The sequence below is a fragment of the Alteriqipengyuania lutimaris genome (assembly GCF_003363135.1).
GTDB lineage: Bacteria > Pseudomonadota > Alphaproteobacteria > Sphingomonadales > Sphingomonadaceae > Alteriqipengyuania > Alteriqipengyuania lutimaris.
On the sequence record NZ_QRBB01000001.1, the window covers coordinates 2192080 to 2215952 of the forward strand.

Annotated in this window: 22 protein-coding genes; 9 read left to right on the plus strand and 13 right to left on the minus strand. The window is 65.6% G+C overall.

From position 1 onward, the window contains the following. The first annotated feature begins 24 nt into the window (after nucleotides 1-24). Nucleotides 25-2427 carry a glycine--tRNA ligase subunit beta gene (gene glyS / locus DL238_RS10495; protein ID WP_115492214.1) on the plus strand — a complete coding sequence of 801 codons (2403 nt, stop codon included), beginning with the start codon at nucleotides 25-27 and terminating at the stop codon, nucleotides 2425-2427. Between the two features lie 163 nt (nucleotides 2428-2590). Further along, nucleotides 2591-5260: a pyruvate, phosphate dikinase gene (gene ppdK, locus DL238_RS10500; protein ID WP_115492215.1), complete on the plus strand. Its 2670-nt coding sequence runs from the start codon at nucleotides 2591-2593 to the stop codon at nucleotides 5258-5260. Here ppdK and DL238_RS10505 read toward each other — a convergent pair. Then, nucleotides 5257-6012, minus strand: a complete 756-nt coding sequence (locus tag DL238_RS10505; RefSeq protein WP_181883887.1) for a hypothetical protein — start codon at nucleotides 6010-6012, stop codon at nucleotides 5257-5259. The genes ppdK and DL238_RS10505 overlap by 4 nt on opposite strands. A 42-nt stretch (nucleotides 6013-6054) precedes the next feature. Here DL238_RS10505 and DL238_RS10510 point away from each other — a divergent pair, with 42 nt between their 5' ends. The 4 genes from DL238_RS10510 (at nucleotide 6055) to DL238_RS10525 (ending at nucleotide 9826) form a co-directional block, all read left to right on the plus strand. Next, a complete protein-coding gene (locus DL238_RS10510) occupies nucleotides 6055-6837 on the plus strand; it encodes a ComF family protein (protein WP_115492216.1) in 783 nt (260 codons plus the stop codon). Between the two features lie 296 nt (nucleotides 6838-7133). Further along, nucleotides 7134-7517: a phosphoribosyl-AMP cyclohydrolase gene (hisI, locus tag DL238_RS10515; RefSeq protein ID WP_115492217.1), complete on the plus strand. Its 384-nt coding sequence runs from the start codon at nucleotides 7134-7136 to the stop codon at nucleotides 7515-7517. A 32-nt stretch (nucleotides 7518-7549) separates the two neighbouring features. Further along, nucleotides 7550-7990, plus strand: a complete 441-nt coding sequence (locus DL238_RS10520; RefSeq protein WP_115492218.1) for a MerR family transcriptional regulator — start codon at nucleotides 7550-7552, stop codon at nucleotides 7988-7990. A 30-nt stretch (nucleotides 7991-8020) separates the two neighbouring features. Further along, a complete protein-coding gene (locus tag DL238_RS10525) occupies nucleotides 8021-9826 on the plus strand; it encodes an acyl-CoA dehydrogenase C-terminal domain-containing protein (RefSeq protein ID WP_115492219.1) in 1806 nt (601 codons plus the stop codon). 153 nt (nucleotides 9827-9979) lie between these two features. Here the strand turns inward: DL238_RS10525 and DL238_RS10530 are convergent, their stop codons facing one another. The 6 genes from DL238_RS10530 to tyrS all read right to left on the minus strand — a co-directional run bounded on the left by DL238_RS10530 (nucleotide 9980) and on the right by tyrS (nucleotide 15192). Next, nucleotides 9980-10330, minus strand: a complete 351-nt coding sequence (locus DL238_RS10530; protein ID WP_115492220.1) for a hypothetical protein — start codon at nucleotides 10328-10330, stop codon at nucleotides 9980-9982. A gap of 142 nt (nucleotides 10331-10472) precedes the next feature. Continuing rightward, complete coding sequence (locus DL238_RS10535; protein WP_115492221.1) at nucleotides 10473-11183, minus strand: helix-turn-helix transcriptional regulator; 711 nt, start codon at nucleotides 11181-11183, stop codon at nucleotides 10473-10475. 12 nt (nucleotides 11184-11195) lie between these two features. Further along, entirely contained in the window at nucleotides 11196-12113 is a 918-nt protein-coding gene (cysK, locus tag DL238_RS10540) for a cysteine synthase A (RefSeq protein WP_115492222.1), read from the minus strand. Then, on the minus strand, nucleotides 12110-13429 hold the full coding sequence (locus DL238_RS10545) for an MFS transporter (RefSeq protein WP_181883888.1): 1320 nt from the start codon (nucleotides 13427-13429) through the stop codon (nucleotides 12110-12112). The genes cysK and DL238_RS10545 overlap by 4 nt, the downstream gene beginning before the upstream one ends. Before the next feature lie 85 nt (nucleotides 13430-13514). Then, on the minus strand, nucleotides 13515-13853 hold the full coding sequence (locus tag DL238_RS10550) for a PilZ domain-containing protein (RefSeq protein WP_181883889.1): 339 nt from the start codon (nucleotides 13851-13853) through the stop codon (nucleotides 13515-13517). A 115-nt stretch (nucleotides 13854-13968) separates the two neighbouring features. Then, nucleotides 13969-15192, minus strand: coding sequence for a tyrosine--tRNA ligase (gene tyrS / locus DL238_RS10555; RefSeq protein ID WP_115492224.1), 1224 nt, complete (start codon nucleotides 15190-15192; stop codon nucleotides 13969-13971). A 91-nt stretch (nucleotides 15193-15283) separates the two neighbouring features. Between tyrS and DL238_RS10560 the strand changes: the two genes are divergently transcribed. Both DL238_RS10560 and DL238_RS10565 read left to right on the plus strand, forming a co-directional pair. After that, nucleotides 15284-15805, plus strand: a complete 522-nt coding sequence (locus tag DL238_RS10560; RefSeq protein ID WP_234031042.1) for a DOMON domain-containing protein — start codon at nucleotides 15284-15286, stop codon at nucleotides 15803-15805. Continuing rightward, entirely contained in the window at nucleotides 15802-16998 is a 1197-nt protein-coding gene (locus tag DL238_RS10565; RefSeq protein WP_115492226.1) for an exo-beta-N-acetylmuramidase NamZ family protein, read from the plus strand. Before DL238_RS10560 ends, DL238_RS10565 begins: the two co-directional genes overlap by 4 nt. Before the next feature lie 7 nt (nucleotides 16999-17005). Here DL238_RS10565 and DL238_RS10570 read toward each other — a convergent pair whose 3' ends face one another. Genes DL238_RS10570 through DL238_RS10585 form a run of 4 tightly spaced genes read right to left on the minus strand, consistent with a single transcriptional unit; the run spans nucleotide 17006 to nucleotide 20337 of the window. After that, entirely contained in the window at nucleotides 17006-17809 is an 804-nt protein-coding gene (locus tag DL238_RS10570) for a lipid II flippase Amj family protein (RefSeq protein WP_115492227.1), read from the minus strand. An 11-nt stretch (nucleotides 17810-17820) separates the two neighbouring features. Next, the gene (locus tag DL238_RS10575) at nucleotides 17821-18717 is read right to left on the minus strand and encodes a DUF817 domain-containing protein (RefSeq protein ID WP_115492228.1); all 897 of its coding nucleotides are present in this window, start codon (nucleotides 18715-18717) and stop codon (nucleotides 17821-17823) included. Between the two features lie 34 nt (nucleotides 18718-18751). Next, nucleotides 18752-19126 (minus strand): hypothetical protein, encoded by a 375-nt coding sequence (locus tag DL238_RS10580; RefSeq protein ID WP_115492229.1) that lies wholly within the window; start codon nucleotides 19124-19126, stop codon nucleotides 18752-18754. A gap of 29 nt (nucleotides 19127-19155) precedes the next feature. Further along, nucleotides 19156-20337, minus strand: a complete 1182-nt coding sequence (locus tag DL238_RS10585; RefSeq protein ID WP_115492230.1) for a vWA domain-containing protein — start codon at nucleotides 20335-20337, stop codon at nucleotides 19156-19158. A gap of 132 nt (nucleotides 20338-20469) precedes the next feature. Here DL238_RS10585 and DL238_RS10590 point away from each other — a divergent pair, with 132 nt between their 5' ends. Beyond that, complete coding sequence (locus DL238_RS10590; RefSeq protein WP_234031043.1) at nucleotides 20470-21564, plus strand: L,D-transpeptidase family protein; 1095 nt, start codon at nucleotides 20470-20472, stop codon at nucleotides 21562-21564. Between the two features lie 16 nt (nucleotides 21565-21580). Here DL238_RS10590 and DL238_RS10595 read toward each other — a convergent pair whose 3' ends face one another. Continuing rightward, nucleotides 21581-22426 (minus strand): AAA family ATPase, encoded by an 846-nt coding sequence (locus tag DL238_RS10595; RefSeq protein WP_115492232.1) that lies wholly within the window; start codon nucleotides 22424-22426, stop codon nucleotides 21581-21583. Between the two features lie 82 nt (nucleotides 22427-22508). Then, nucleotides 22509-23810, minus strand: a complete 1302-nt coding sequence (locus DL238_RS10600) for a serine hydrolase (RefSeq protein ID WP_115492875.1) — start codon at nucleotides 23808-23810, stop codon at nucleotides 22509-22511. Between the last annotated feature and the right edge of the window lie 63 nt (nucleotides 23811-23873).

Sequence of the window (23873 nt, forward strand, 5' to 3'; positions counted from 1 at the left end):
AGGGGCGACGAAGGGAGGTCGGGCATGACCGATTTCCTCCTCGAACTGCGCTCCGAAGAAATCCCCGCTCGAATGCAGGCGGGGGCGCGCGCCGAACTGGAAAAGCTGTTCCGCCGCGAAATGGACGCGGCGGGCGTCGCGATGGACGAGGTCACCGTCTGGTCGACCCCGCGCCGCCTCGCGCTGATCGCGCGCGGGCTGCCGACCGAGACGCAGGCCGTCAGCGAGGAAGCCAAGGGGCCTCCTGTGGGCGCGCCCGATCAGGCGGTCGACGGCTTCTGCCGCAAGAACAATGTCACGCGCGACCAGCTGGAAGTGCGCGAAGTGAAGGGCCGCGAGACGTACTTCGCGGTGATCGACACGCCGGGCAGGGCGGTGCGCGATGTGCTGGCCGAGGCAATCCCGGCCATCATCCGCGATTTCGCCTGGCCCAAGTCGATGCGCTGGGGCGCGGCATCGATCTCGACCGAGAGCATGCGCTGGGTGCGACCTCTGTCCGGCATCGTCGCGCTGCTGGGCGACGAGGTGGTCGAGTGCGAGGTGCATGGCGTTACCTCGGGCGCGGTCACGCTGGGGCACCGGTTCCACGACTCGGGCGACATCACCATCGGCGATGCGGACGACTACGCGGTCAAGCTGCGCGCCGCGCATGTGATCGTCGATCACGAGGAACGCGCCGCTTTGATCCGCACAGGCGCCGCGCAGGTTTCGACCGAAGCGGGGCTGAGCCTGGTCGAGGACGAGGGGCTGGTGGTCGAGAATGCGGGCCTCACCGAATGGCCGATCCCGCTGCTCGGCCGGTTCGAGGAGGATTTCCTCACCGTCCCGCCTGAGACGATCCAGCTCACCGCGCGGGTCAACCAGAAGTATTTCGTGTGCGAGGACGCGCAAGGCACGCTCGCCAACGCCTTCATCTGCACCGCCAATATCGAGGCGGCGGACGGCGGCGCGGCCATCGTCGACGGCAACCGCAAGGTGCTCGCCGCGCGGCTGTCCGACGCGCGCTTCTTCTGGGAGGTCGACCAGAAGAAAACCCTCGCGCAGCATGCCGAGGGACTGGCGCGCATCACTTTCCACGAGAAGCTCGGCACCGTCGCCGACAAGGTCGAGCGGGTCGCCAAGCTGGCTCGCTGGCTGGTGGAAGAAGGGATTGTTCAGCCCACTTCCGCTCGTCCTGAGCCTGTCGAAGGGCGAGGGGGCGAAACCGTCCGCACTTCGACAAGCTCAGCACGAACGGTTTCGGAACTGGCCGACATGGCCGAACAGGCCGCGCGGCTGTGCAAGGCCGATCTCGTCACCGAGATGGTCGGCGAATTCCCCGAGCTGCAGGGGCTGATGGGCGGCTACTACGCCCGCGCCGAGGGCCTGCCCGATGCCGTCGCCGACGCGATCCGCGATCACTACAAGCCGGTCGGGCAGGGCGACGAGGTGCCGACTGCTCCGGTGACGGTGGCGGTGAGTCTGGCGGACAAGCTGGATACGATCGTAGGCTTCTTTTACGAGATGATGCCTCCGTCTGGCTCCAAAGATCCATTTGCGCTACGTCGAGCAGCGCTGGGTCTTATAGCGATAATCGAAACCAACCGACTAAGGTTCGATCTTTCGCAGCCAATTGTTCTAGCCATGGCATATCTTGGCAGGTTGATTGGGCGCGAATTGGCCAAGCCCGTAAATGAATTAGTGGCAGCACTTGAGGAAGTTGGCTTGAGCGATCAAGAACATCTAATCTCTTCTGCTCGTGAACGTGTTCTAGCCACCGCCCTATCAGACGAAGCTAAGCAACGGATCGTACTTGAGAGAGTAAGACCCACACTCTCAGCAGTCCTCGACTTCTTCGCCGATCGCCTCAAGGTCCAGCAGCGCGAGGCAGGCGTCCGTCACGACCTGATCGACGCGGTGTTCGCGCTCGGTGGCGAGGACGATCTCGTCCGCCTGCTCGCCCGCGTCCATGCGCTCCAGAGCTTCATGGATACAGAGGACGGTCGGAACCTCCTCGCGGGGTACAAGCGCGCGGCGAATATCCTCAAGAAGGAAGACTGGCAGGGCGTCGACGATGCCCCCCATACCGGCGAGGAAGACCCGCTCGTGCTGGTCGACGATCCGGACATGAAGGAAATCGTCGCCGCGCAGCTCGAAGAGGGCCGCAAGAGCGCGAATTCGCTGTCCTACACGCCCGAACCGGCCGAAAAGGACCTGATCGATGCGCTCGACGTGGCGGGCCCCAAGGCCACCACCGCCATCGAAGGCGAAGACTTCGAAGGCGCGATGGCCGCGCTTGCCAGCTTGCGTGCGCCGATCGACGCGTTCTTTCACAGTGTGACGGTGAATGACGAAGACGCCGCCAAGCGCTCCGCGCGCCTCGGCCTGCTTGCCCGCTTCCGTGACGCAGTGCACAATGTCGCGGATTTCTCGAAGATCGAGGGTTAGGGAATAAAAAAGAGTGAAAAAGACGCGATCTGTCACCCTGAGGCCGGATTGTCGTTTGAACACAAGGCTTTGCTCAGGGTGACACTTGGGTGACACGTGTCACCCCCGTAACCATGAAGTGTCAGCATAAGCAGCAGTGATCGACAAGGAATAGCGCATCGGCATGACCCAGACAGTCTACCACTTCGGCGGCGACGCGGACCATTCGGACCCGCGCCAGAAGGACAAGAAGTTCGCTGGCGGCAAGGGCGCGAACCTGGCCGAAATGGCGAGCATCGGCCTGCCGGTGCCTCCGGGCTTCACGATCACAACCGAAGAGTGCCTTGCCTATCTCGACGGCGCGCACGAATTCTCGGACACCCTGCGCGACGCGGTGGCGCAGGGTGTCGCCCATGTCGAGGCGACGGTCGGCAAGAAGCTGGGCGATGCGGCGGACCCGCTGCTCGTCTCGGTCCGCTCGGGCGCGGCGATCTCGATGCCCGGGATGATGGACACGGTCCTCAACCTCGGCCTCAACGACGAGACGGTGAAGGGCCTCGCCGAAACCAGCGGCGACGCGCGCTTTGCATGGGATTCGTACCGCCGCTTCATCCAGATGTATTCGGACGTCGTGCTCGGCATCGATCACGGGCTGTTCGAGGAAGCGCTGGAGATCATGCGCGAGGATCACGGCTTCTACTCGGATACCGAGATGGAGGCGCAGCACTGGGAAGCGCTGGTCGGCGAATACCAGAAGATCGTCGAGCGCGAGCAGGACAAGCCGTTCCCGCAGGATGTGCAGACGCAGCTCTGGGGCGCCATCGAGGCGGTGTTCGACAGCTGGGACAGCGAGCGGGCGAAGATCTACCGCCGGTTGAACGACATTCCCCACGACCTCGGCACCGCGGTGAACGTGCAGGCGATGGTGTTCGGCAACATGGGCGACACCAGCGCCACCGGCGTCGCCTTCACCCGCGACCCCTCGACCGGCGAGAAGTACTATTACGGCGAATGGCTGGTGAACGCGCAGGGTGAGGATGTGGTGGCGGGCATCCGCACGCCGCAATACCTCACCAAGGCGCGGCGCGAGGAAGCCGGTGCCGACAAGCCGAGCATGGAAGAGGCCATGCCCGATGCCTATGCCGAGCTCGCCCGCGTGTTCGACCTGCTCGAAAAGCACTACAAGGACATGCAGGATATCGAGTTCACGGTGCAGCAGGGCCAGCTGTTCCTGCTCCAGACCCGCACCGGCAAGCGCACCGCCAAGGCCGCGCTCAAGATGGCGGTGGAGATGGAAGGCGAAGGCCTGATCGACCGCAAGACGGCGGTATTGCGGATCGACCCGATGGCATTGGACCAGCTGCTTCACCCCACGCTCGACCCCGAAGCCCCGCGCGATATTCTGGCCACCGGCCTGCCGGCCTCTCCCGGTGCGGCAAGCGGGAAGATCGCGCTCGACGCGGACACCGCCGAACTGTGGGCCAATCGCGGCGATGCGGTGATCCTCGTGCGCGTGGAAACCTCGCCTGAAGACATCCACGGCATGCACGCCGCCAAGGGCATCCTGACCGCGCGCGGCGGGATGACGAGCCACGCGGCAGTGGTCGCGCGCGGCATGGGGCGCCCCTGCGTTTCGGGCGCGAGCGGCGTCTCGATCGACCGCAAGGCGCGGACCCTGCGGATCGGCCAGGCCGAATTGGCGGAGGGCGATGTCATCACGCTCGACGGCGGCAACGGGCAGGTCATGCGCGGCCAGGTCGACACGATCGAGCCCGAGCTTGCGGGCGATTTCGCCAAGGTCATGGAATGGGCCGACGAAGCCCGCCGGATGGGCGTGCGGACCAACGCCGAAACGCCCGAGGATTGCAAGACCGCGCGCAGCTTCGGCGCGGAAGGCATCGGGTTGTGCCGGACCGAGCATATGTTCTTCGACGCCGACCGGATCATGGCGGTGCGCGAGATGATCCTCGCCGAGCGCGAGGATGGCCGCCGCGCCGCGCTCGCCAAACTGCTGCCCGAACAGCGCAGCGATTTCGAGGCGATCTTCGAAGTGATGGCGGGCCTGCCGTGTACGATCCGCCTGCTCGATCCGCCGCTGCACGAGTTCCTCCCGTCCGACGATGGCGACTTCGCCGATCTGGCGCAGGCGACGGGCATGGATGAAGAGCGGCTGAAGCGCCGCGTGGCCGAACTGCACGAATTCAACCCGATGCTCGGCCATCGCGGCTGCCGCCTCGGCATTACCTATCCCGAAATCTACGAGATGCAGGCGCGCGCGATCTTCGAAGCGGTGTGCGCGGTGAAGGAAAAGAGCGGCAAGGCGCCGCTGCCCGAAGTGATGATCCCGCTGGTCGCGACCAAGCGCGAGCTGGAGATCCTGCGCGCGCTGGTCGACCGGGTGGCCGAAGAGGTCTTCGCGGAGAAGGGCACCCGGGTCGAGTATCTGGTCGGCACGATGATCGAACTGCCGCGCGCCGCGCTGATGGCGGGCGAAATCGCGGAGGAAGCGCGCTTCTTCAGCTTCGGCACCAACGACCTGACGCAGACCACGCTCGGCCTCAGCCGCGACGATGCGGGGCGCTTTCTGGGCGCTTATGTCGACCGCGGCATCTTCGCCCGCGACCCGTTCGTCAGCCTCGATATTGATGGCGTGGGCCAGCTGGTCGAAATCGCGGCCGAGCGCGGGCGCGCGACGCGCGGCGACATCAAGCTCGGGATTTGCGGCGAGCACGGCGGCGATCCCGCCAGCATCGGCTTCTGCGAGAAGGTGGGGCTCGACTATGTCAGCGCCTCACCCTTCCGCGTGCCGATCGCGCGGCTTTCCGCCGCGCAGGCGGCATTACGGAAGGCCTAGCGCCAGCCCGTCAGGCTGAGGATCTCGAAGGTCTCGCTGACCTTGCCGTCATCCTCGCGCAGCGCGTCGAATGCGGTCCGCGCGCGGTCCAGCCCCGAGCGGGTGAGCGCAGGGGGCGCATCGGCAAGCACGCTGCCGAGGCCCTGCGCCCGCAGATCGCCGACGAGCCGGTCGAGGGCGGAATAGCGGACGGTCAGCGTGTGGCTGTCGACCACGTGCTTGGCGAAACCGGCGCGGCTCATCAGCCCGCTGGCGGCGGGCCGGTCGACCTGCGGGTGGATGCGGGCATGCTGCGTCTCGCCATCCGCCGCCTGCATGATGCGACGCAGGGCCGGCAGGCTGCCCGCGCCGGTGAACTGGGCAATGAACAGCCCGCTCGCGCTCAACGCATTGCGATAATGGAGCAGCGCGCCGGGCAGGTCGTTGAGCGTATCGAGCGTGAAGAGGCTGACGATGAGGCCGAATGCGCCGCCCCCATGCGGCGCCTCCTCGTCGAGACTGCCGGGATCGCCATGCGAGACCGCGAAACCCCGCTGCGCCAGCGAATCGCGCAGGAGGCCCGGCCCGTCGCCCACGACCAGCGCCTCGCACGCTTCGAAGCGCATGAAATCGAGCCGCTCGAGCACATCTTCCGCCGCCTGCGCGCGCAAGAACTGCTCGGCCGGGTCGAGCGTCGAAAGCGCGGTGTGCCGGTATGCGCGCGCCACGCGGCGCTCGCGACTGAAGATGCTGGGGATGGTACGTTCGGCCATCGCGCTTGCCTACATAAGGGGAGGGGGGCAGCATAGAGTGCGATGGCCTCCGGTACCCTTCCGCGCGCGCTCGCACCGCTGATCGACTTCGTCTATCCGCCGCGCTGCCCCGTCTGCGGAGAGGGGATCGCGGCGGGACCCGGCCTGTGCGCGGATTGCTGGGCAATGCTTGAGTTTCCGGGGCAACCTGCCTGCTCGCGTTGCCAGATCCCCCTGTCGGGGCGATGGGACGGCGAGCAATGCGGCGCCTGCCTCGCACACGCGCCCTCGCATTCGGGCGTCAGCGCTGCGGTTCTCTATACCGAGCCGGCACGGCAGATCGTCCTGCGGTTCAAACATGGCGGCCGCATCGGCCTTGCCACGCTGATGGCGCGGCTGATCGCGGCGCGGCTGCCGGAGGGGACCGGCGAAGCGGTTCTGGTGCCGGTGCCGCTCCACCGCACCCGCCTTTGGCTGCGCGGCTACAACCAGGCTGCGCTCCTCGCCCAAGCCCTGGCCCGCGAATCCGGGCGGGTGGTGGCCGTCGACGCGCTCAGCCGGACGCGTGCAACCTCGACGCTCGGCGGGCTCGGGAAGGCGGCGCGCGCCCGAGAGCTTCGGGGCGCGATCATTGCCAATCGCCATCGCGAAGGATCGATCGCGGGGAAAGATGTCGTCCTGGTCGACGACGTGCTGACCAGCGGCGCGACGAACGCCGCATGCACCGGTGCCTTGCTAGGGGCCGGTGCCCGCAGCGTTCATATCGCGTGTTTCGCCAGGGTCATGGATGCCTCGGCCCTGAAACGCGAAACGCCCGAGACCAATATGGTCCCGGGCGCCGCGTGACGAAATTTTCATGGTTCGCGCGGCCATTCCCCCGAAAGGCCGAGATACGAACCAAATCCCTCGTCTCCACAAACGCCGGAAAAACCCCCATCCGGCGATGTGTTCCCCCTGAACCCGGCGCGTCTGCGCGGCGCCTCAGCCTGAAGGGTGACCGTGCGTCGGTCACTGAGCACAGTCTTTCCAAACCGGCGCCCGCTTGCAACGCTGCCGTTGTACTAGTGAAAGGAATCACCGCAAAGTGTTGTGGAAGAGCAACAATCAGGCCAGTGGGAGGCCACAGGCCGACAGGACGTAACATGACGAGCGAAATCGACACCCGGGTGCGTGAGACCGGAGAGCAATTCCTGCCCAAGTTCGGCGCAGACGGGCTCCTTACAGGAGTGGTGGTGGATGCGTCGACACGCGAGGTTCTGATGGTCGCGCATCTCGATCGCGAAGCGCTCGACAAGACACGCGAAACAGGGCTTGCGCACTTCCATTCGCGTTCTCGCGGGACGCTCTGGTGCAAGGGCGAGACCAGCGGCAACGTGTTGCGCGTACAGGATATTCTGGTCGACTGCGATCAGGATGCACTGGTCATCCTCGCCGCCCCCGCAGGACCTGCCTGTCACACCGGTGCACGAAGCTGCTTTTATCGCAAGTTGGGCTCAGATGGCCGATTAGAGCCGATTTCCGGTTGACCTTTACGTAAAGGGCACTAGATCGGGAGGGCATGACCCAAGCGACCGCCAAGAGCCCCTATTCCGGTGCCGGAGCGCATCTCGAGCGTCCCGACGCTCAGGATCGTGCGTCCTATTCGATCTCCGATCTGACGGCCGAGTTCGATTGTACGGCACGCGCCTTGCGCTTCTACGAGGACGAGGGGCTGATCGCGCCGACCCGCCACGGGCTGTCGCGCATCTATTCCCAGCGTGACCGTGCGCGCCTCGCCTGGATCATGCGCGCCAAGAACGTCGGCTTCAGCCTGGCCGAGATCAAGGAGATGATCGATCTCTACGACCTCGGGGACGGCCGTGTCGAACAGCGCCGCGTCACGCTCGAGAGGTGCCGCGCCCATGTCGCCAAGCTCAAGCAGCAGCGCGACGATATCGATTCCTCGATCACCGAACTGACCGATTTCATCGATCACGTCGAACAGATCGAACAAGACTAAACGCATCCCCCAACCCCGAAGGACATCCCGATGCCGAGCTATACCGCCCCCACACGCGATTTCCGTTTCATCATCAACGAGATGCTGGAGCTCGAAAGCTACGGCAACCTGCCCGGCTTCGAAAACGCGACGACCGACATGGTCACCTCGATCCTCGACGAGGCGGGCAAGTTCACCGCCGAGGTTCTGCAGCCGCTCAACCAGATCGGCGACCAGGAAGGCTGCACGCGGCACGACGATGGCAGCGTGACCACGCCGACCGGCTTCAAGGATGCCTTCAAGCAGTTCCGTGAGGCAGGCTGGGGCACGCTTTCGATGCCCGAGGAATTCGGCGGGCAGGGGCTGCCGCACGTCGTGGCCTTCGCGATGGAAGAGATGATCTCGTCCGCGAACCAGTCCTTCGGAATGTATCCGGGCCTCACCAACGGGGCGATTTCCGCGCTGATCGCCAAGGGCAGCCAGGAGCAGAAGGAAAAGTATCTGCCCAAGATGGTCAGCTGCGAATGGACCGGCACGATGAACCTGACCGAGCCGCATTGCGGCACCGATCTGGGCCTCATCCGCACCAAGGCCGAACCGCAGGCCGATGGCAGCTATGCGATCACCGGGACCAAGATCTTCATCTCCGCCGGTGAGCACGACATGGCGGAGAACATCATCCACCTCGTGCTGGCCAAGACGCCCGGTTCGCCCGACAGCTCCAAGGGCATCTCGCTGTTCGTGGTGCCCAAGTTCCTCGTCAACGACGATGGATCGGTGGGCGAGCGCAACGGCGTGATGTGCGGCTCGATCGAGCACAAGATGGGCATCCATGGCAATTCGACCTGCGTCATGAACTATGACGATGCGAAGGGCTGGATGGTCGGCGAGGAGAACAAGGGCCTCGCCGCGATGTTCATCATGATGAACGCCGCACGCCTCGGTGTCGGTATCCAGGGCCTCAGCCAGGCCGAAGTCTCGTACCAGAACGCGGTTACCTACGCGCTCGATCGCCGTCAGGGCCGCGCGCTCACTGGCCCGGCAGAGCCGGACGAGAAGGCCGATCCGATCTTCGTCCACCCCGACGTGCGACGCATGTTGATGGACGCCAAGGCCTACAACGAAGGCATGCGCGCCTTCGCGCTGTGGACCGCGCTGCAGCAGGACCTGAGCCATGCGCTGCAGGACGAGGACGAGCGTCAGCTGGCGGACGACCTCGTCGGCCTGATGACCCCGGTCATCAAGGGCTACGGCACCGACAAGGGCTACGACGTCGCGAACAACATGCAGCAGGTCTATGGCGGGCACGGCTACATCGCCGAGTGGGGCATGGAGCAGTTCGTCCGCGATTCGCGGATCGCCATGATCTACGAAGGCACCAACGGCGTGCAGGCGATGGACCTCGCCGGGCGCAAGCTCGCCCAGCACGGCGGCCGCGCGGTGCAGGCGTTCTTCAAGCTGGTCGACGACGAGGTCGCGGCGGCGAAGGACGAGGACGGCATGGCCGATCTCGCCGCGGCGCTCGAAAAGTCGGTCGGCGAACAGAAGGCCGCGACCATGTGGTTCATGCAGAACGCGATGCAGAACCCCAACCACCTCGGCGCGGGCGCGCATCACTACATGCACATCATGGGCATTACCTGCCTGATGCTGATGTGGGTCAAGATGGCGCGCGTCGCCAAGGCCGCGCTGGCGAACGGCGGCGCCGACAAGGCATTCTACGAAGCCAAGGTCGCCACGGCGCACTACTTCGCCGACCGCTTCGTTCCCGATGCCGGCGCGCTGCGTCGCAAGATCGAGAGCGGCAGCGAGTCGATGATGGCGCTGGGCGAAGAGGCCTTCGCCACCGCCGCCTGACACCCGAGTCGCAGCGTCACGCTGGGACTTAGTTGATGAAGTACAGACGCGGGGTGCCCTCAACATAGGGCATCCCGCGTTTTTCGTTTGATTCAGGGTTCAAAGAGCCGATGCGAAGCTAGCAGCTGCGGTTCGAGTAGGAAAATCGGAAGCTCAGGCGGCTGGCGATACAGTGGCCTGAAGCAACCTCAGACCGATCCAGCATCCCGCCGCGATCGCAAGGGCCGATGCGGGTATGAACCATATTGGATGGGGCATCGCGAACGTATTCATCGCCGCCAGCGCGGCCAGCAGCACGCCCACCGCGACCGCCGCCCACGTGCCGCCGATCCAGCCGGAGAGCACCGCACCAAGGACTGCCGCGACGGCGTAAATCACCACGACCGCCACGAACATCGTCGTTCCCTCGAGGCGCGAATGGACCGTCTTTTCCAGCAGCATTATTGCCAGTCCCGACCCGAAAACGCCCAGCACCGCGCCCCCGATCAGCTTTACCCAGATCATGAAATTTCCCCACCTGTGACCAATGGAGATGGCCTAGCACCGCTCCCGCCGGAGGGTCTTGAACAAACCGGTCATTCCCGGGCGAGGAAATGCGGCGGCATCGAAGGATCCCTTCGGCGCAGATGGCCGGGCGTGGCTCCGGTCAGCTTGCCCAGCTCTCGGGTGAAGTGCGCCTGATCGGCAATCCGTGCTTGGCCGAAAGATCGGCCAGCGACGCCTCTCCGGACGCGAATTCGGGGTCGCGAAGGATGCGTTCGAGCCGCTGCAGCCGTAACCAGCGCTTGGGCGAGGTTCCGACGTCGCGCGCGAAGGTCCGCCGCACGCGGCGTTCGGACATACCCAGCCGTTCGGCGAGCTGTGCGACATCCGTTGCAAGGAGCGGCGGTGCGCGAGGCTCCAATGCCCCACATTCCACCCGCTGCGCAATCCAGTTTGCGAGCAGCGCAAGCCGTGCATCATCGCCATCGCAGGCAACCAGTGCGTCGCGCAGCCGCGTGGCCGCTGAGCCGATCAGTTCTTCCAGAGGCGCGGGCGGATCGCCATCGCCGCCCGGCAGACCCGGGAAAAGCGTGCGTCCCACATCGGGGAACAGCCGCGCGCCGATGAGGGCGCGCGGGCCGTCGCATCGCGCATGCCGGGCCGCTTCCTGAACCGGAGTGACCCAGCCGATGGCATAGCGATGCTCGGCGGACCCTTCGCTCGCCTTCCACCAGTGCGTCCCTTCGAGCGAAAGGACGAGCTCGACGAAAGGCTTGGGCAGGCCGGACGACGCCCGCCCGTCGTCGCGCATGATCCACAGTTCCGTGGCGATCCCGCGCAATTCGGGAGGAGCGGCATCGGCGCGGAACTCCACCTGACGGGAGGCCTATTCGGGCAGAAAGTCCGGCACCGACAGATACCGCTCGCCGGTGTCGTAGTTGAAGCCAAGGACGCGCGAACCTTCGGGCAGGTCGGGCAGCTTCTTCGCGATCGCGGCGAGCGTGGCGCCGCTGGAGATGCCGACCAGCATGCCTTCCTCGCTCGCCGCGCGGCGGGCCATTTCCTTGGCGTCTTCGGGATCGACCTGGATTGCGCCGTCGATCGCCTGCGTGTGCAGGTTCTCGGGCACGAAGCCCGCGCCGATGCCCTGGATCGGGTGCGGGCCGGGCTCGCCGCCGCTGATCACGGGGGAGCCTGCGGGCTCGACCGCCCAGGCCTTCATCTCGGGCCAGTGGCGCTTGAGTTCTTCGGCGCAGCCGGTCAGGTGGCCGCCGGTGCCGACGCCGGTGATCATCGCCTCGACCGGACGGTCGGTGAAATCGCCGAGGATTTCCTTGGCAGTGGTGCGCACGTGGACCTGCCAGTTGCTCTCGTTATCGAACTGGCTCGGCATCCAGGCGCCTTCGGTCTGTTCGACCAGCTCCTGCGCGCGGCTGATGGCACCCTTCATTCCGCCTTCCTTGGGCGTCAGGTCGAAGGTCGCGCCATAGGCGAGCATCAGGCGGCGCCGCTCGAGGCTCATGCTCTCGGGCATGACCAGCACCAGCTTGTAGCCCTTGACCGCGGCGACCATCGCGAGACCGATGCCGGTGTTGCCGGACGTGGGCTCGATGATCGTGCCGCCGGGCTTGAGCTTGCCGGATTTCTCCGCATCCTCGACCATGGCGAGTGCGATGCGGTCCTTGATCGAACCGCCGGGGTTCGCGCGTTCGCTCTTCACCCAGACCTCATGGTCGGGGAACAGGCGCGAGAGGCGGATATGCGGCGTGTTGCCGATGGTTTCGAGGATCGAGTCGGCTTTCATGGGATCTTCTCCTGCAAGGTCTGTTCAGGGGTTTCCTCTTCCAACGACGCAGGCGGGTCGAAGGTCCGGGTGTGCCGCAGAACGGGGAATATCCGGCTCCACATCGCCACGGTGACGATCGCGCCGACCCCGCCGAAGATCACCGCGCCCGCCGGGCCGATGACGCTGGCGAGGAAGCCGGAGAAGGCGTCCCCACCTTCGTTCGAGGCGCTGATCGTCAGCAGGCTGGCGGAGGAGACGCGCCCGCGCTTCTCGTCCGGCGTGTGCAGCTGGATCAGCGACTGGCGGATATATACGCTGAACATGTCCGCCGCGCCCACGATCACGAGCATCGCGAGGCTCAGCGGCATGAAGCGCGAGAAGCCGAACACGATCGTGGCGATGCCGAAGGCGGCAACCGCCCACAGCATCTTGGGCCCGACATTGGTCTTGAGCGGGCGGAAGCTGAACCAGAGCGCGGTCACCGCCGCGCCGATCGCGGGGGCGGCGGCGAGCTGGGCGAGGCCGGTCTCGCCCACCTTCAGGATGTCGTAGGCAAAGGGCGGGAACAGTGCGGTCGCGCCGGCGAGGAACACCGCCATCAGGTCCAGCGTGATTGCGCCCAGCACCATCTTGTTATGGATCACGTAGCGCCAGCCATCGACGATCTGGCCGATGGGGCGCTGCGCGCCGGTGATGGGCGAGCGGGGCACCTTGCCGATCGTGCTGATCGCGATGATCGATACGAGGAACAGCCCGCTCGCGATGGCATAGGGCAGGGCGGGCATCGCGTCGTAGGCGTAGCCGCCGACCGCGGGGCCGACGATCATCCCCGTCTGCCACGCGATCGAGGACAGCGCGATGGCGTTGGGCAGGATCGCCTTAGGCACGAGGTTGGGGGCGAGCGCGGACAGCGCTGGGCCGTTGAACGCGCGCACCACGCCCAGCAGCACCGCGACCGAGAACAGCGAGGTGAGGTCGATATGTCCGGTATAGGTGGTCCACGCGAGATAGGCCGCGCCGAGGAACTGGAGCCCGATGGTCAGCCGCGACACGGTCTTGCGGTTGAAGCGGTCCGCGGCGAGGCCGGAGAAGGGCGAGAGGACGAACAGCGGCAGGAACTGCAGCAGCCCGATCAGCGCAAGCTGGCCCGACGCCTCGAACGCATTCAGCCCGTTGCCGCGCGCGATCGTATAAGTCTGCCACCCGATGATCAGCATCATCGCGTACTGGCCGACGATCATGGAGAACCGCGCGACCAGGTAGGCGCGGAAATTGTGAATGCGCAGCGGTGAGCTGTCGCGGGTTTCTTCGGGTGCCGTCACACGCAGGCCCATGGCAGGCGGCTACGCGAGACCAAAGCAAATTTTCGCAAGCCCGTCCCAAGCCTGGCTTGGTCGCCGGCCGGTTCGGGCGGTGGAACTAGCTGCGGCGGCGCAGGCGCGGGTTGGGCTGGAGCTGGTCGATCATCTGCAGGAAATCGTCGACCCGGATGATCCGTTCGAACTGGAAGCCGGCGCGGTTGTCCTTCTCCCAGATCATGTAGGCCTCGATCCGGCCGATCACGGGGAAGCTGACGATCACGCGATCGCCCCGCTGGCCGCCCTCGGCGTTGTCGATCATGAAGCCGGTGGCGGAAACGTTGCTGACATGGAACGCGACGTCGCCCTTGCCGAAATACTCGGCAATGACGTTGTAATCGATCGGATGGCGGATCGCCGCGCGCTGATCGGTCACACTGAGATGCGAAGCCACAGTCATTTCCTCCGGGAGCGGGGATCGCTCTACCCTCGCCGCCAGTTATGGAATCCAATCGCTGATTTTGGGTTAAAACGCCTTGTCCTAATTCGGGACAAAAGGCCCGTATTCCGAAGACTTAACCGACGATGATACCGTGCTTCTTGCGCCCGAGAGAAAGCCGCCGCTGCGCGCCCGCTTCGACGGTTAACACGAGGCCGGGATCGGACTGGACCTCGTCGTCCAGACGCACCGCGCCCTCGGCGATCTTGCGCTTGGCTTCCTTGTTGGAGACGGTGAATCCGATCGCGGTGAGCGCGGCGGGCAGGGCCATGCCTTCGCCCACCGCCAGCGTCGGCAGATCGCCGCCCGCACCGCCGGCAAAGGTCTCGCGCGCGGTTTCCTCGGCCTTCGCGGCCGCATCCTCGCCGCGCACGAGCGTGGTCACGGCATTGGCGAGTGCGACCTTGGCATCGTTGATCTCCGCCCCCTCGAGCCGTTCGAGTCGTTCGATCTCGTCCAGCGGGATATCGGTGAACAGGCGCAGGAAGCGGCCCACGTCGCGGTCGTCGACATTGCGCCAGTACTGCCAGAAGTCGTAGCCGGGCAGCATGTCTTCGTTGAGCCAGACCGCGCCATTCGCGGTCTTGCCCATCTTGCCGCCGTCGGCGGTGGTCAGCAGCGGGGTGGTGAAGCCGTAGAGCTCGGGCCCGCCGGTGCGCCGGGTCAGCTCGATCCCGTTGACGATATTGCCCCACTGGTCGCTGCCGCCCATCTGCAAGCGGCAGCCGTAACGCTCCGCCAGCTCGCGGAAATCGTAGGCCTGCAGGATCATGTAGTTGAATTCGAGGAAGGTCAGCGGCTGTTCGCGGTCGAGCCGCAGCTTCACCGAATCGAAGGTCAGCATCCGGTTGATGGTGAAATGCGGGCCGATATCGCGCAGGAAATCGACGTAGTTCAGGCCCGAGAGCCATTCGTCGTTGTTGATCATCACCGCGTCGGTCGGCCCGTCACCGAAGGTCAGCAGGCGTTCGAACACCGTGCGGATGCTGGCGATATTGGCCGCGATCACCTCGTCGGTCATCAGCTGGCGCGATTCGTCCCGGCCCGAGGGATCGCCCACCTTGCCGGTGCCGCCACCCATCACGACCAGCGGCTTGTGCCCGGTCTGCTGGAGCCGCCGCAGCAGCATGATCTGCACCAGGCTGCCGACATGGAGCGAAGGAGCGGTCGGATCGAAACCCACATAGCCGGTCACCACATTCTGGGACGCCAGCAAATCAAGGCTTTCCGCATCCGTGATTTGATGCGTATAGTGCCGCGCGTCGAGCACGTTCAGAAGTTCGGATCGATAGGCGGGCACTTGTTCCTCCGGGGGGAAAGAACGCGCCCGCTAGCATGGGGGATCGGAAATGCAAACGTACAGGTTGAAGCCGCATCCAACCACCCCGCCCATGGAAGTCAGCGCGATATCGGTCACGATGATGCGCCTGATGGGTGGCGAACTGCTGCTGCGCTACCGGATCAACAACGCCGCCAGGGTGGTCGTGCCGCGCGGCTACGCCCATCGCAGCGCGGAGGATCTGTGGCGGCGCACATGCCTCGAATTCTTCCTCTACGACCAGAACGGCCGCTATCGCGAATTCAACTTCGCCCCCGCGGGCGACTGGGCGGCCTTCCGGTTCGCATCCTACCGCAAGCTGATCGGCGACTACGTGCCCGAAACCGCGCCGCAGATCGAATACCAGCGCGGCCCGCAGGTCATCACGGTTTCGGTGCGGCTCCCCGCACGCCTGCTGGACGGGGTCAGGTCGGCCTCGCTATGCGCGGTGATCGAAGAGGAAGGCGGGCATCATTCGCTCTGGTCGATCGCGCATCGCCGGGACGAGCCCGATTTCCACGATCCGATGAGCTTCGCGATCCGTTTCGGATGCAGCGAAGCGCCCAAACCAAAGCAGGCCCTCCAGCACGCATGAAATTCGGTATCGACCGGCTCCTTTCCGAGCCGGAATTGCTTGAAGCCCTCAAAGGCAGGCGCGTCGCGCTCGTTGCCCACCCGGCGTCGGTCACGCGCGATCTGGAGCACAGCCTCGACGCACTGGTCGCCGCGGGGGTGAACGTGTCGTCCGCCTTCGGCCCGCAGCACGGGCTGAAGGGCGACAAGCAGGACAATATGGTGGAAACGGCGGACGAGACCGATCCCACCTACGGCATTCCCGTGTTCAGCCTCTATGGCGAGGTCCGCCGCCCAACGGGCCAGATGATGTCGAGCGCGGACGTGTTCCTGTTCGACCTGCAGGACCTGGGCTGCCGCATCTACACCTTCGTCACCACGCTGCTCTACCTGCTCGAAGAGGCGGCGAAGACCGGCAAGAGCGTGTGGGTGCTCGACCGGCCCAATCCGGCGGGCCGCCCGGTCGAAGGCACGCTGCTGGTGCCGGGTCAGGAAAGCTTCGTCGGGGCGGGGCCGATGCCGATGCGCCACGGCCTGACGATGGGCGAGATGGGCCACTGGTTCATCGATCACTTCGGGCTCGACGTCGATTACCGCGTGATCGCGATGGACGGGTGGCAGCCCGACGGCCCAGGTCATGGTTGGCCCGAGGACCGCATCTGGATCAATCCGAGCCCCAATGCCGCCAACGTGAACATGGCGCGCGCATACGCCGGTACGGTGATGCTGGAGGGGGCCACGCTGTCCGAAGGAAGGGGGACGACCCGTCCGCTCGAAGTCCTGTTCGGCGCACCCGATATCGATGCGAAGGCGGTGCTGGCCGAGATGCGCCGCATCGCGCCGAGCTGGCTGCAAGGCTGCGCGATCCGCGAATGCTGGTTCGAGCCGACCTTTCACAAGCACGCAGGCGCGCTGTGCCATGGCCTCATGATCCATGCCGAGGGGCGCTTCTACGATCACGCCCAGTTCCGCCCGTGGCGGTTGCAGGCGCTTGCCTTCAAGGCGATCCGCCGGCTCTATCCCGACTACGACCTCTGGCGCGATTTTCCCTACGAGTACGAGCTCGACCGGCTGGCGATCGACGTGATCAACGGCGGGCCCGCGCTGCGCGAATGGGTGGACAACCCGTCCGCCTCGCCGGTCGACCTCGACCGGATGGCGACCAACGACGAGACCGAGTGGCGCGACGGCATCGCGCCGCACCTGCTCTACTGAGCCGGGATCAGAACGCGCCCGCGATCCACGCCACCGCCAGCGCGCCGGGCACGAACACCGCCTGCGCGATCAGCGTGCCCGCGAGGCGGCTGAAGCTGATCCACACGATCGTGCGGCGGAACTCCGCCTCGCTCGTCTTCCCGTCGACCACGTCGTCGGTCATCACCGAGACCTGCGGATCGATCAGCGCGAAGAGCAGGATGGTGGCGACGCCGTTGATCACCGCGGAAAGTTGCGACGCGGTGACCCGGAACTCGGGATTGAGATAGCCCGCGTAGATCGACGCGAGCACGCCCACCACCAGCAGCGCCTGCGCCAGCGCGTTGGCGACCAGCACGAACCAGCTGACCCCGCGCGGCTTGCCCAGCCCGGTGACGGTCCCGCGCGCGGGCGCGGCGATCGATTCGCGGATCACCCTGAGCCCGGTGGGCGAGGCGGTGCGCAGCAGCATGCGACCCATCGAGCGGTGGTGCTGGAAATGTCCGATCGCAACCGCGAACAGGCGTTGCGCGGTCGGCACCAGCACGATCCCGATCAACACTGCTAGGCTGGCCGAGACCAGCACCATCCGGAAATCCGCAACCAGCGCCTCGCCCCCGCCGAACTGCAGGCGGTTCTCCACGCGTTTGGCGAGGAAGGGGCCGAGGAAGCCGTTGGCGGTGCGCGAGACCAGCACGAGGACGTTGAACAGCGCGAAGCTCATCGCGATGCGGCGCGTGCGCACGCCTGCGATGCGGGCGGCATAGGCCAGCGTGCCGATCAGGTGGATGACGAAGGTCAACAGGCAGATGACCAGCAGCTGGGCGTCCATTGCGCGCCGCCTTAGGCGCGTGCCGGCGCCTCCGCCATCGGTTTCGCATCGCCTCGCGACGATTTGTCCGGCCGGCGGATCGGCTGCACCAGCGCCACCAGCACGAAGCTGATGATCATCAGCAGATACCAGCTACCGTACTTGGCGAGGCTGACCATCTTCCACCCCGTCTCCTGCCCCGGGTAGGACCACGCGCGGGCAAAGGTGCCGATGTTCTCCGCAAACCAGATGAACAGCGCGACCAGCCCGAAGCCGAGCAGCAGGGGCATCCAGCGGTGCACGCGGAAATTGCGGAAGTGGACGCTGGTGCGCCAGAAGATCAGCGCGGTCGCGCCGAACAGCAGCCAGCGCAGGTCCAGCCAGTAGTGGTGGAGGAAGAAGTTCGCGTAGACGCCGACAGCCAGCAGCCACGTCGCCGAGCGCGGCGGGTAATGCGCGAAGCGGAAATCGAAGATCCGCCACACGCGCGCGATATAGCTGCCCACCGCGGCGTACATGAAGCCGGAAAACAGCGGCACGCCCGCAATCCTGAGCAGCGAAGGCTCGGGATAGACCCATGACCCGGCATAGGTCTTGAACACCTCCATCACCGTACCGACCACATGGAAGATCAGGATCACCTTGGCCTCGTCCCACGTCTCCAGCCTGAAAGCGAGCATCGCAATCTGGATGCTGAGCGCGGCGAGCGTCAGGAAATCGTACCGGGCGAGGGGGGCGTCATCAGGGTAGAGGAAATGTGTCGCCAGCAGCAGCGCGAGCAGCAGGCCGCCGAACAGGCAGGCCCAGCCCTGCTTGAAGCCGAACAGCAGGAATTCGTAGATCCACAGCCGCCAGCCCGAACCGGGATCGAAGGCTTCGAGCCGCGCGCGGACTTGCTGGAAGCGGCTCGCGCCGAAGGTTTCAGCCATCGATCTCAGCCGCCGTGGTCGGTCTGGTGGAGGCCTACTTGCGCTTGATGGGCTGGATCACTGCGGGGCCGCCTTCGGGCACCGGGCGGATATCGTCGGTATCATTGGCCATCACCAGCACGTCGCAGCCATCGACATCGTGGTCGACCGCCTTGTAGAGCATCGGCGCGGGCGCTTCGCTGTCGCGTTCGTCTAGCGGCGGCTGGCCGCTTTCCTGTCGCGTATGTTCAATCGTGTCGCGGCAGGTGGCGCGCTTGACGAAATCGCCCAGATCGCCGGTCGCGAGCGGGGCGGGGCGCGAATAGCCGGGCATGTCGAAGGGGAGGGGCTGCGGCGTATCGGCAGGCACCTGGTTTGCGGGGCCGAACCCCATCACGAACGGCACGGCAAGCAGGATGGCGAGGCGCATGAACAGTCTCCCTTGCCGCGCAGCATACCCTAACCCTGCTTGCGGCTCAATTCGCGCATTGCATCGTCCAACCCGTCGAGCGTGAGCGGATACATGCGGTCATTGACCAGCTGTTTCATCATGCTGGTCGACTGCGAGTAGTTCCACTGCCGTTCGGGGATCGGGTTGAGCCACACGGTCGCCGGGTACGTGTTCGTCATCCGCTGCATCCAGGTGGCGCCCGCTTCCTCGTTCATATGCTCGACCGAGCCGCCGGGATGCGAGATTTCGTAGGGGCTCATCGCGGCATCGCCCACGAACACGACCTTGTAGTCGTGGCCGTACTTGTGGAGGATGTCCCAGGTCTTGGTCCGCTCCTGCCAGCGGCGGCGGTTGTCCTTCCACACGCCTTCGTAGAGGCAGTTGTGGAAGTAGAAGAATTCGAGGTTCTTGAACTCGGATGTGGCCGCGCTGAACAGCTCTTCGGTCACCTTGATGAACGGGTCCATCGACCCGCCGACGTCGAGGAACAGCAGCAGTTTTACCGCATTGCGGCGTTCGGGCCGCATGTGGATGTCGAGCCAGCCCTGCTTGGCGGTGCCGCGGATGGTCTGGTCGATATCGAGCTCGTCCGCCGCCCCCTCGCGCGCGAAACGGCGAAGGCGGCGCAGCGCCATCTTGATGTTGCGAGTGCCCAGTTCCTTGGTGTTGTCGAGGTTCTTGAACTCGCGCTTTTCCCACACCTTCACCGCGCGCTTGTTCTTGCTCTCGCCACCGATGCGCACGCCTTCGGGGTGGTAGCCGGAGTGGCCGAAGGGCGAGGTGCCGCCCGTGCCGATCCACTTGCTGCCGCCCTCGTGCCGCTCCTTCTGCTCCTCAAGCCGTTTCTTGAGCGTGTCCATGAGCTCGTCCCACGAGCCCATCTTCTCGATCTGCGCCATTTCCTCTTCGGTGAGGTATTTTTCGGCGACGGCCTTCAGCCAGTCTTCGGGGATATCGACCTGTTCCTGGCCGTAGTCGGTCATGATCCCCTTGAAGACCTTGGCGAAGACCTGGTCGAACCGGTCGAGCAGCCCTTCGTCCTTCACGAAGGTGGCGCGGGCGAGGTAATAGAACGCCTCGGGCGTCTGCTCGATCACATCCTTGTCGAGCGCTTCGAGCAGCGTGAGATGCTCCTTGAGGCTGGCGGAAATGCCCGCGGCGCGCAGCTCGTCGACGAAATTCAAAAACACGTGGGGATCGCTCCTTTGACGGACCGGATTCCTAGGATGCTCGCGGCAAAGGGGCAACAGTGGGCGCTCGATGGCAGGCCCGGCCGACGAAATGCATTGAACCGAATCGCCCGCAGGGCCAGCTTGCCGAACATGGTTAAGACCTTTTTAACCTTTTCGTGCGTGGTCATGGCGCTGGTTGCGGGGTTCCTGCTTTTCCTCCCGCAGGTGATCGCCTCGCAGAAAAACCCCTCGGCGGCCCCGCGAAACGATATTGTTTTCGTGTCCAATCCGGTGGTGCAGGAGGTGCCGCCATCCCCCGCACCTGTCCTCACCAGAACGCGTCTCCTCACAAGAACGCGCGTCGCGGGAGCGACGCTGCCGCCGGCGGTCGACGCGGCGCTGGAATCGGGCGTACTGATCGTGATCAGCAAGGGATCGCAGCACATGTTCGTCTTCAGGGACGGCGCGCTGTGGGATACGTCGCCCGTATCGACCGGAAAGCCCGGCAAGGACACGCCCTCGGGCGTCTTCCCGATCCTGCAGAAGCGCGTCCACCACCGGTCCAACATCTATTCGAACGCGCCGATGCCGCACATGCAGCGCCTGACCTGGGGCGGGATCGCGCTCCATGCGGGCCACCTTCCGGGCTACCCGGCGTCGCATGGCTGCATCCGCCTGCCGAGGGATTTCGCGCGCGCGCTCTATCGGCTGACGGACATGGATTCGACCACCGTGGTCGTTGTCGACCAGGCGCTGGCGGTGCCCGGCGAGGCGATGCGACTGGCGCGCGCCATGCCCGCTCCCAAACCCGGCGAGCGCGGCCATCTCGTCCAGCGGCCCGAGCCGCGGCTGGCCGACCTGGGCGGCGCGCCGATCAATCTGCTGCCGGAAGAGGGCGAGGAAGCGACTGGCGCGCCGGCGACTTCGCTGGCGCAGAACGAGGCTCGACCGGTCGCCACGCCCCGAGCCGAAGAGCCCCGGGTGCGAACTGCGCGCATCGAACCGGAGCCGGTGATCGGCGGGCAGACGATTCAGCTGGCGGCGAAGGGCAGCGTCGACGAGGCGGAGGCCTATTGGTCGCGCATCAGCACGCGCTTTCCCGAGCTGGAGGACTATCGCAAGACGATCACCCCGGCGGTCGTCCGCTCGAAGCAGTATTACCGGCTTCAGGTCACGGGACCGGACGCGAGGGCGATGTGCAATGCGATGAAGCAATCGGGCGCCGACTGCTTCCCGGTCAGCTGAGGCGGCCTCCAGCCCCTCAGCTCTGACGCCGGCTCATGAAAGCCAGCCGTTCGAACAGCATCACGTCCTGCTCGTTCTTCAGCAGCGCGCCGTGCAGCGGGGGGATCGCCTTGTTGGGGTTGGCGTCCTGCAGCACTTCGACCGGCATGTCCTCGTTCAGCAACAGCTTGAGCCAGTCGAGCAGTTCGCTGGTGCTGGGCTTCTTCTTGAGGCCGGGGACTTCGCGGATGTCGTAGAAGATCTCCATCGCCTTGCTGACGAGGTTCTTCTGGATGCCGGGGAAGTGGACCTCGATGATCTCGCGCATCGTCTCGCGGTCGGGGAAGGCGATGTAGTGGAAGAAGCAGCGGCGCAGGAAGGCGTCGGGCAGCTCCTTCTCGTTGTTCGAGGTGATGACCACGATCGGGCGTTCCTTCGCCTCGATCCGCTGCTGCGTTTCGTAAACGTCGAAGCTCATCCGGTCGAGCTCCTGCAGCAGGTCGTTGGGGAACTCGATGTCCGCCTTGTCGATCTCGTCGATCAGCAGCACGGGCAGCTCGGGGCTTTCGAACGCTTCCCACAGCTTGCCCTTCTTGATGTAGTTCGAGATGTCGTGGACGCGCTCGTCACCCAGCTGGCCGTCGCGCAGGCGGGCGACCGCGTCGTATTCGTACAGGCCCTGGTGCGCCTTGGTGGTGGACTTCACGTTCCATTCGATCAGCGGCGCGTTCACCGCCTTGGCGATCTCGTGCGCCAGCACCGTCTTGCCCGTACCCGGCTCGCCCTTGACCAGCAGCGGGCGGCGCAGCGTTACCGCCGCGTTGACCGCCACCTTCAAATCGTCGGTCGCGATATAGTCCTGCGTGCCTTCGAAACGCTCCATCGGGTCTCACCTTTCAAGTCCTGTTTCGCAACCTGCTAGGGGGAGCAATGCGCCGCCGCAAGGGGGCCCCCGGCCGCCGTTCCTATTGCGCGTCCTGTCGGGCGAGGGCCAGGATGCGCCGGGCGAGGAGCAGCAGGGTCGCGGTATCGACCGCGCCCGCCGGGTCCATCTGGCTGATCGCGAGCATGTGCCAGCGGCCCGCCTCGTCGCGCAGCAGCCAGCTCATGTTGAGCACGCCGGTTTCCGACCCGCCCTTGTAGCCGACATAGCTCCAGCCCGCCTCGTCGGCATCGTTGAGCGCGGTGCTGATGCTCATGATCTCGCGCGCCGTATCATCGGGCAGGGCGGCGAGCACGCGCATCAGGGCGCGTTCGTCGCGCATGCTGGCAAACCATTCGACCTCCTCGATCAGCACCGGCGTGCCGGAGGCGAAAACCTCCTCCACGCGCCGCTGCGTCAGCCCATCGGTATCGAGCGTCTCAAGCATCGTGCGGCGCCCGGCTTCGTCGGCCGCGGCATAGGCCATGCCCGCGTCGCCCGCCTTCACCGCGAACATTTCTCGCGTGGTCAGGAAAGGGAAGCTCTTCGAAGGATCGGAGTGGCCGCTCGCGCGCATCTCGGCCTCGATCGCTTCGCGACCCACCGCCTCGATCACCAGGTCGGTCGCGGTGTTGTCGCTGATCGAGATCATCAGCGTCGCGGCGGTGTGGAGCGTTACCGGCGCGCCGTCGGGCCAGTCCTGCATGATCCCGCTCGGAAAGCTTTTGGCGTCGAGCGTGACGACATCGGCCCACGACAGCCGCCCTTCCGCCACCGCGCGCGAAAGCGCGGCCAGCACGTAGAGCTTGAAGGTCGATCCCAGCGCGTACTGCTTGGCGGGATCGCCGTAGGCAAAGATCGCTTCGCCATCGAGCGGACCGAACCAGGCCGCCGCGCTGCCGCCGAGCGCCGCCATGTCGGCGGAGATTTTCGTGGGGCCGTCGTCGAGCTGCTGGATGTCGTTCAGCAGCAGCCCGGTCACGAGAAAGGGCGCCGCCGGATCGAGCGTCAACGGCCCCGCCGCGGTCGCATCCTCGAACCGCAGGCTGACCGTTGCGCGGTTGGCATTTACCGGTTCGACCGATTCTACGCCGACGAGCGGGCCGAGCTCCGTTGTCAGCTGATTCCCGATCTGCGCGAGCTGAGTGGCCGGGACCTGTGCGAGGAAGGCAGGTGCGAACACCTCCGCGGCGTCCTTTTCCCCGCGCAGGACCGCGACCACATCGGCCGCGCGCGCCTCGAACCTGCTTTCGCCTTGTTCCACAGCGGAGTCCGGCATCTGGGCCATGGCCGGCGCTGCCATCGGGCTGGCGAGGGCGATTGCCAGCATTGCGTGACGGATCATGGAGTCCTCCTGTTCGTTCCACGGGATCATTGGTCTAACACGCTTGAAGTCCGCCGCGAGTGC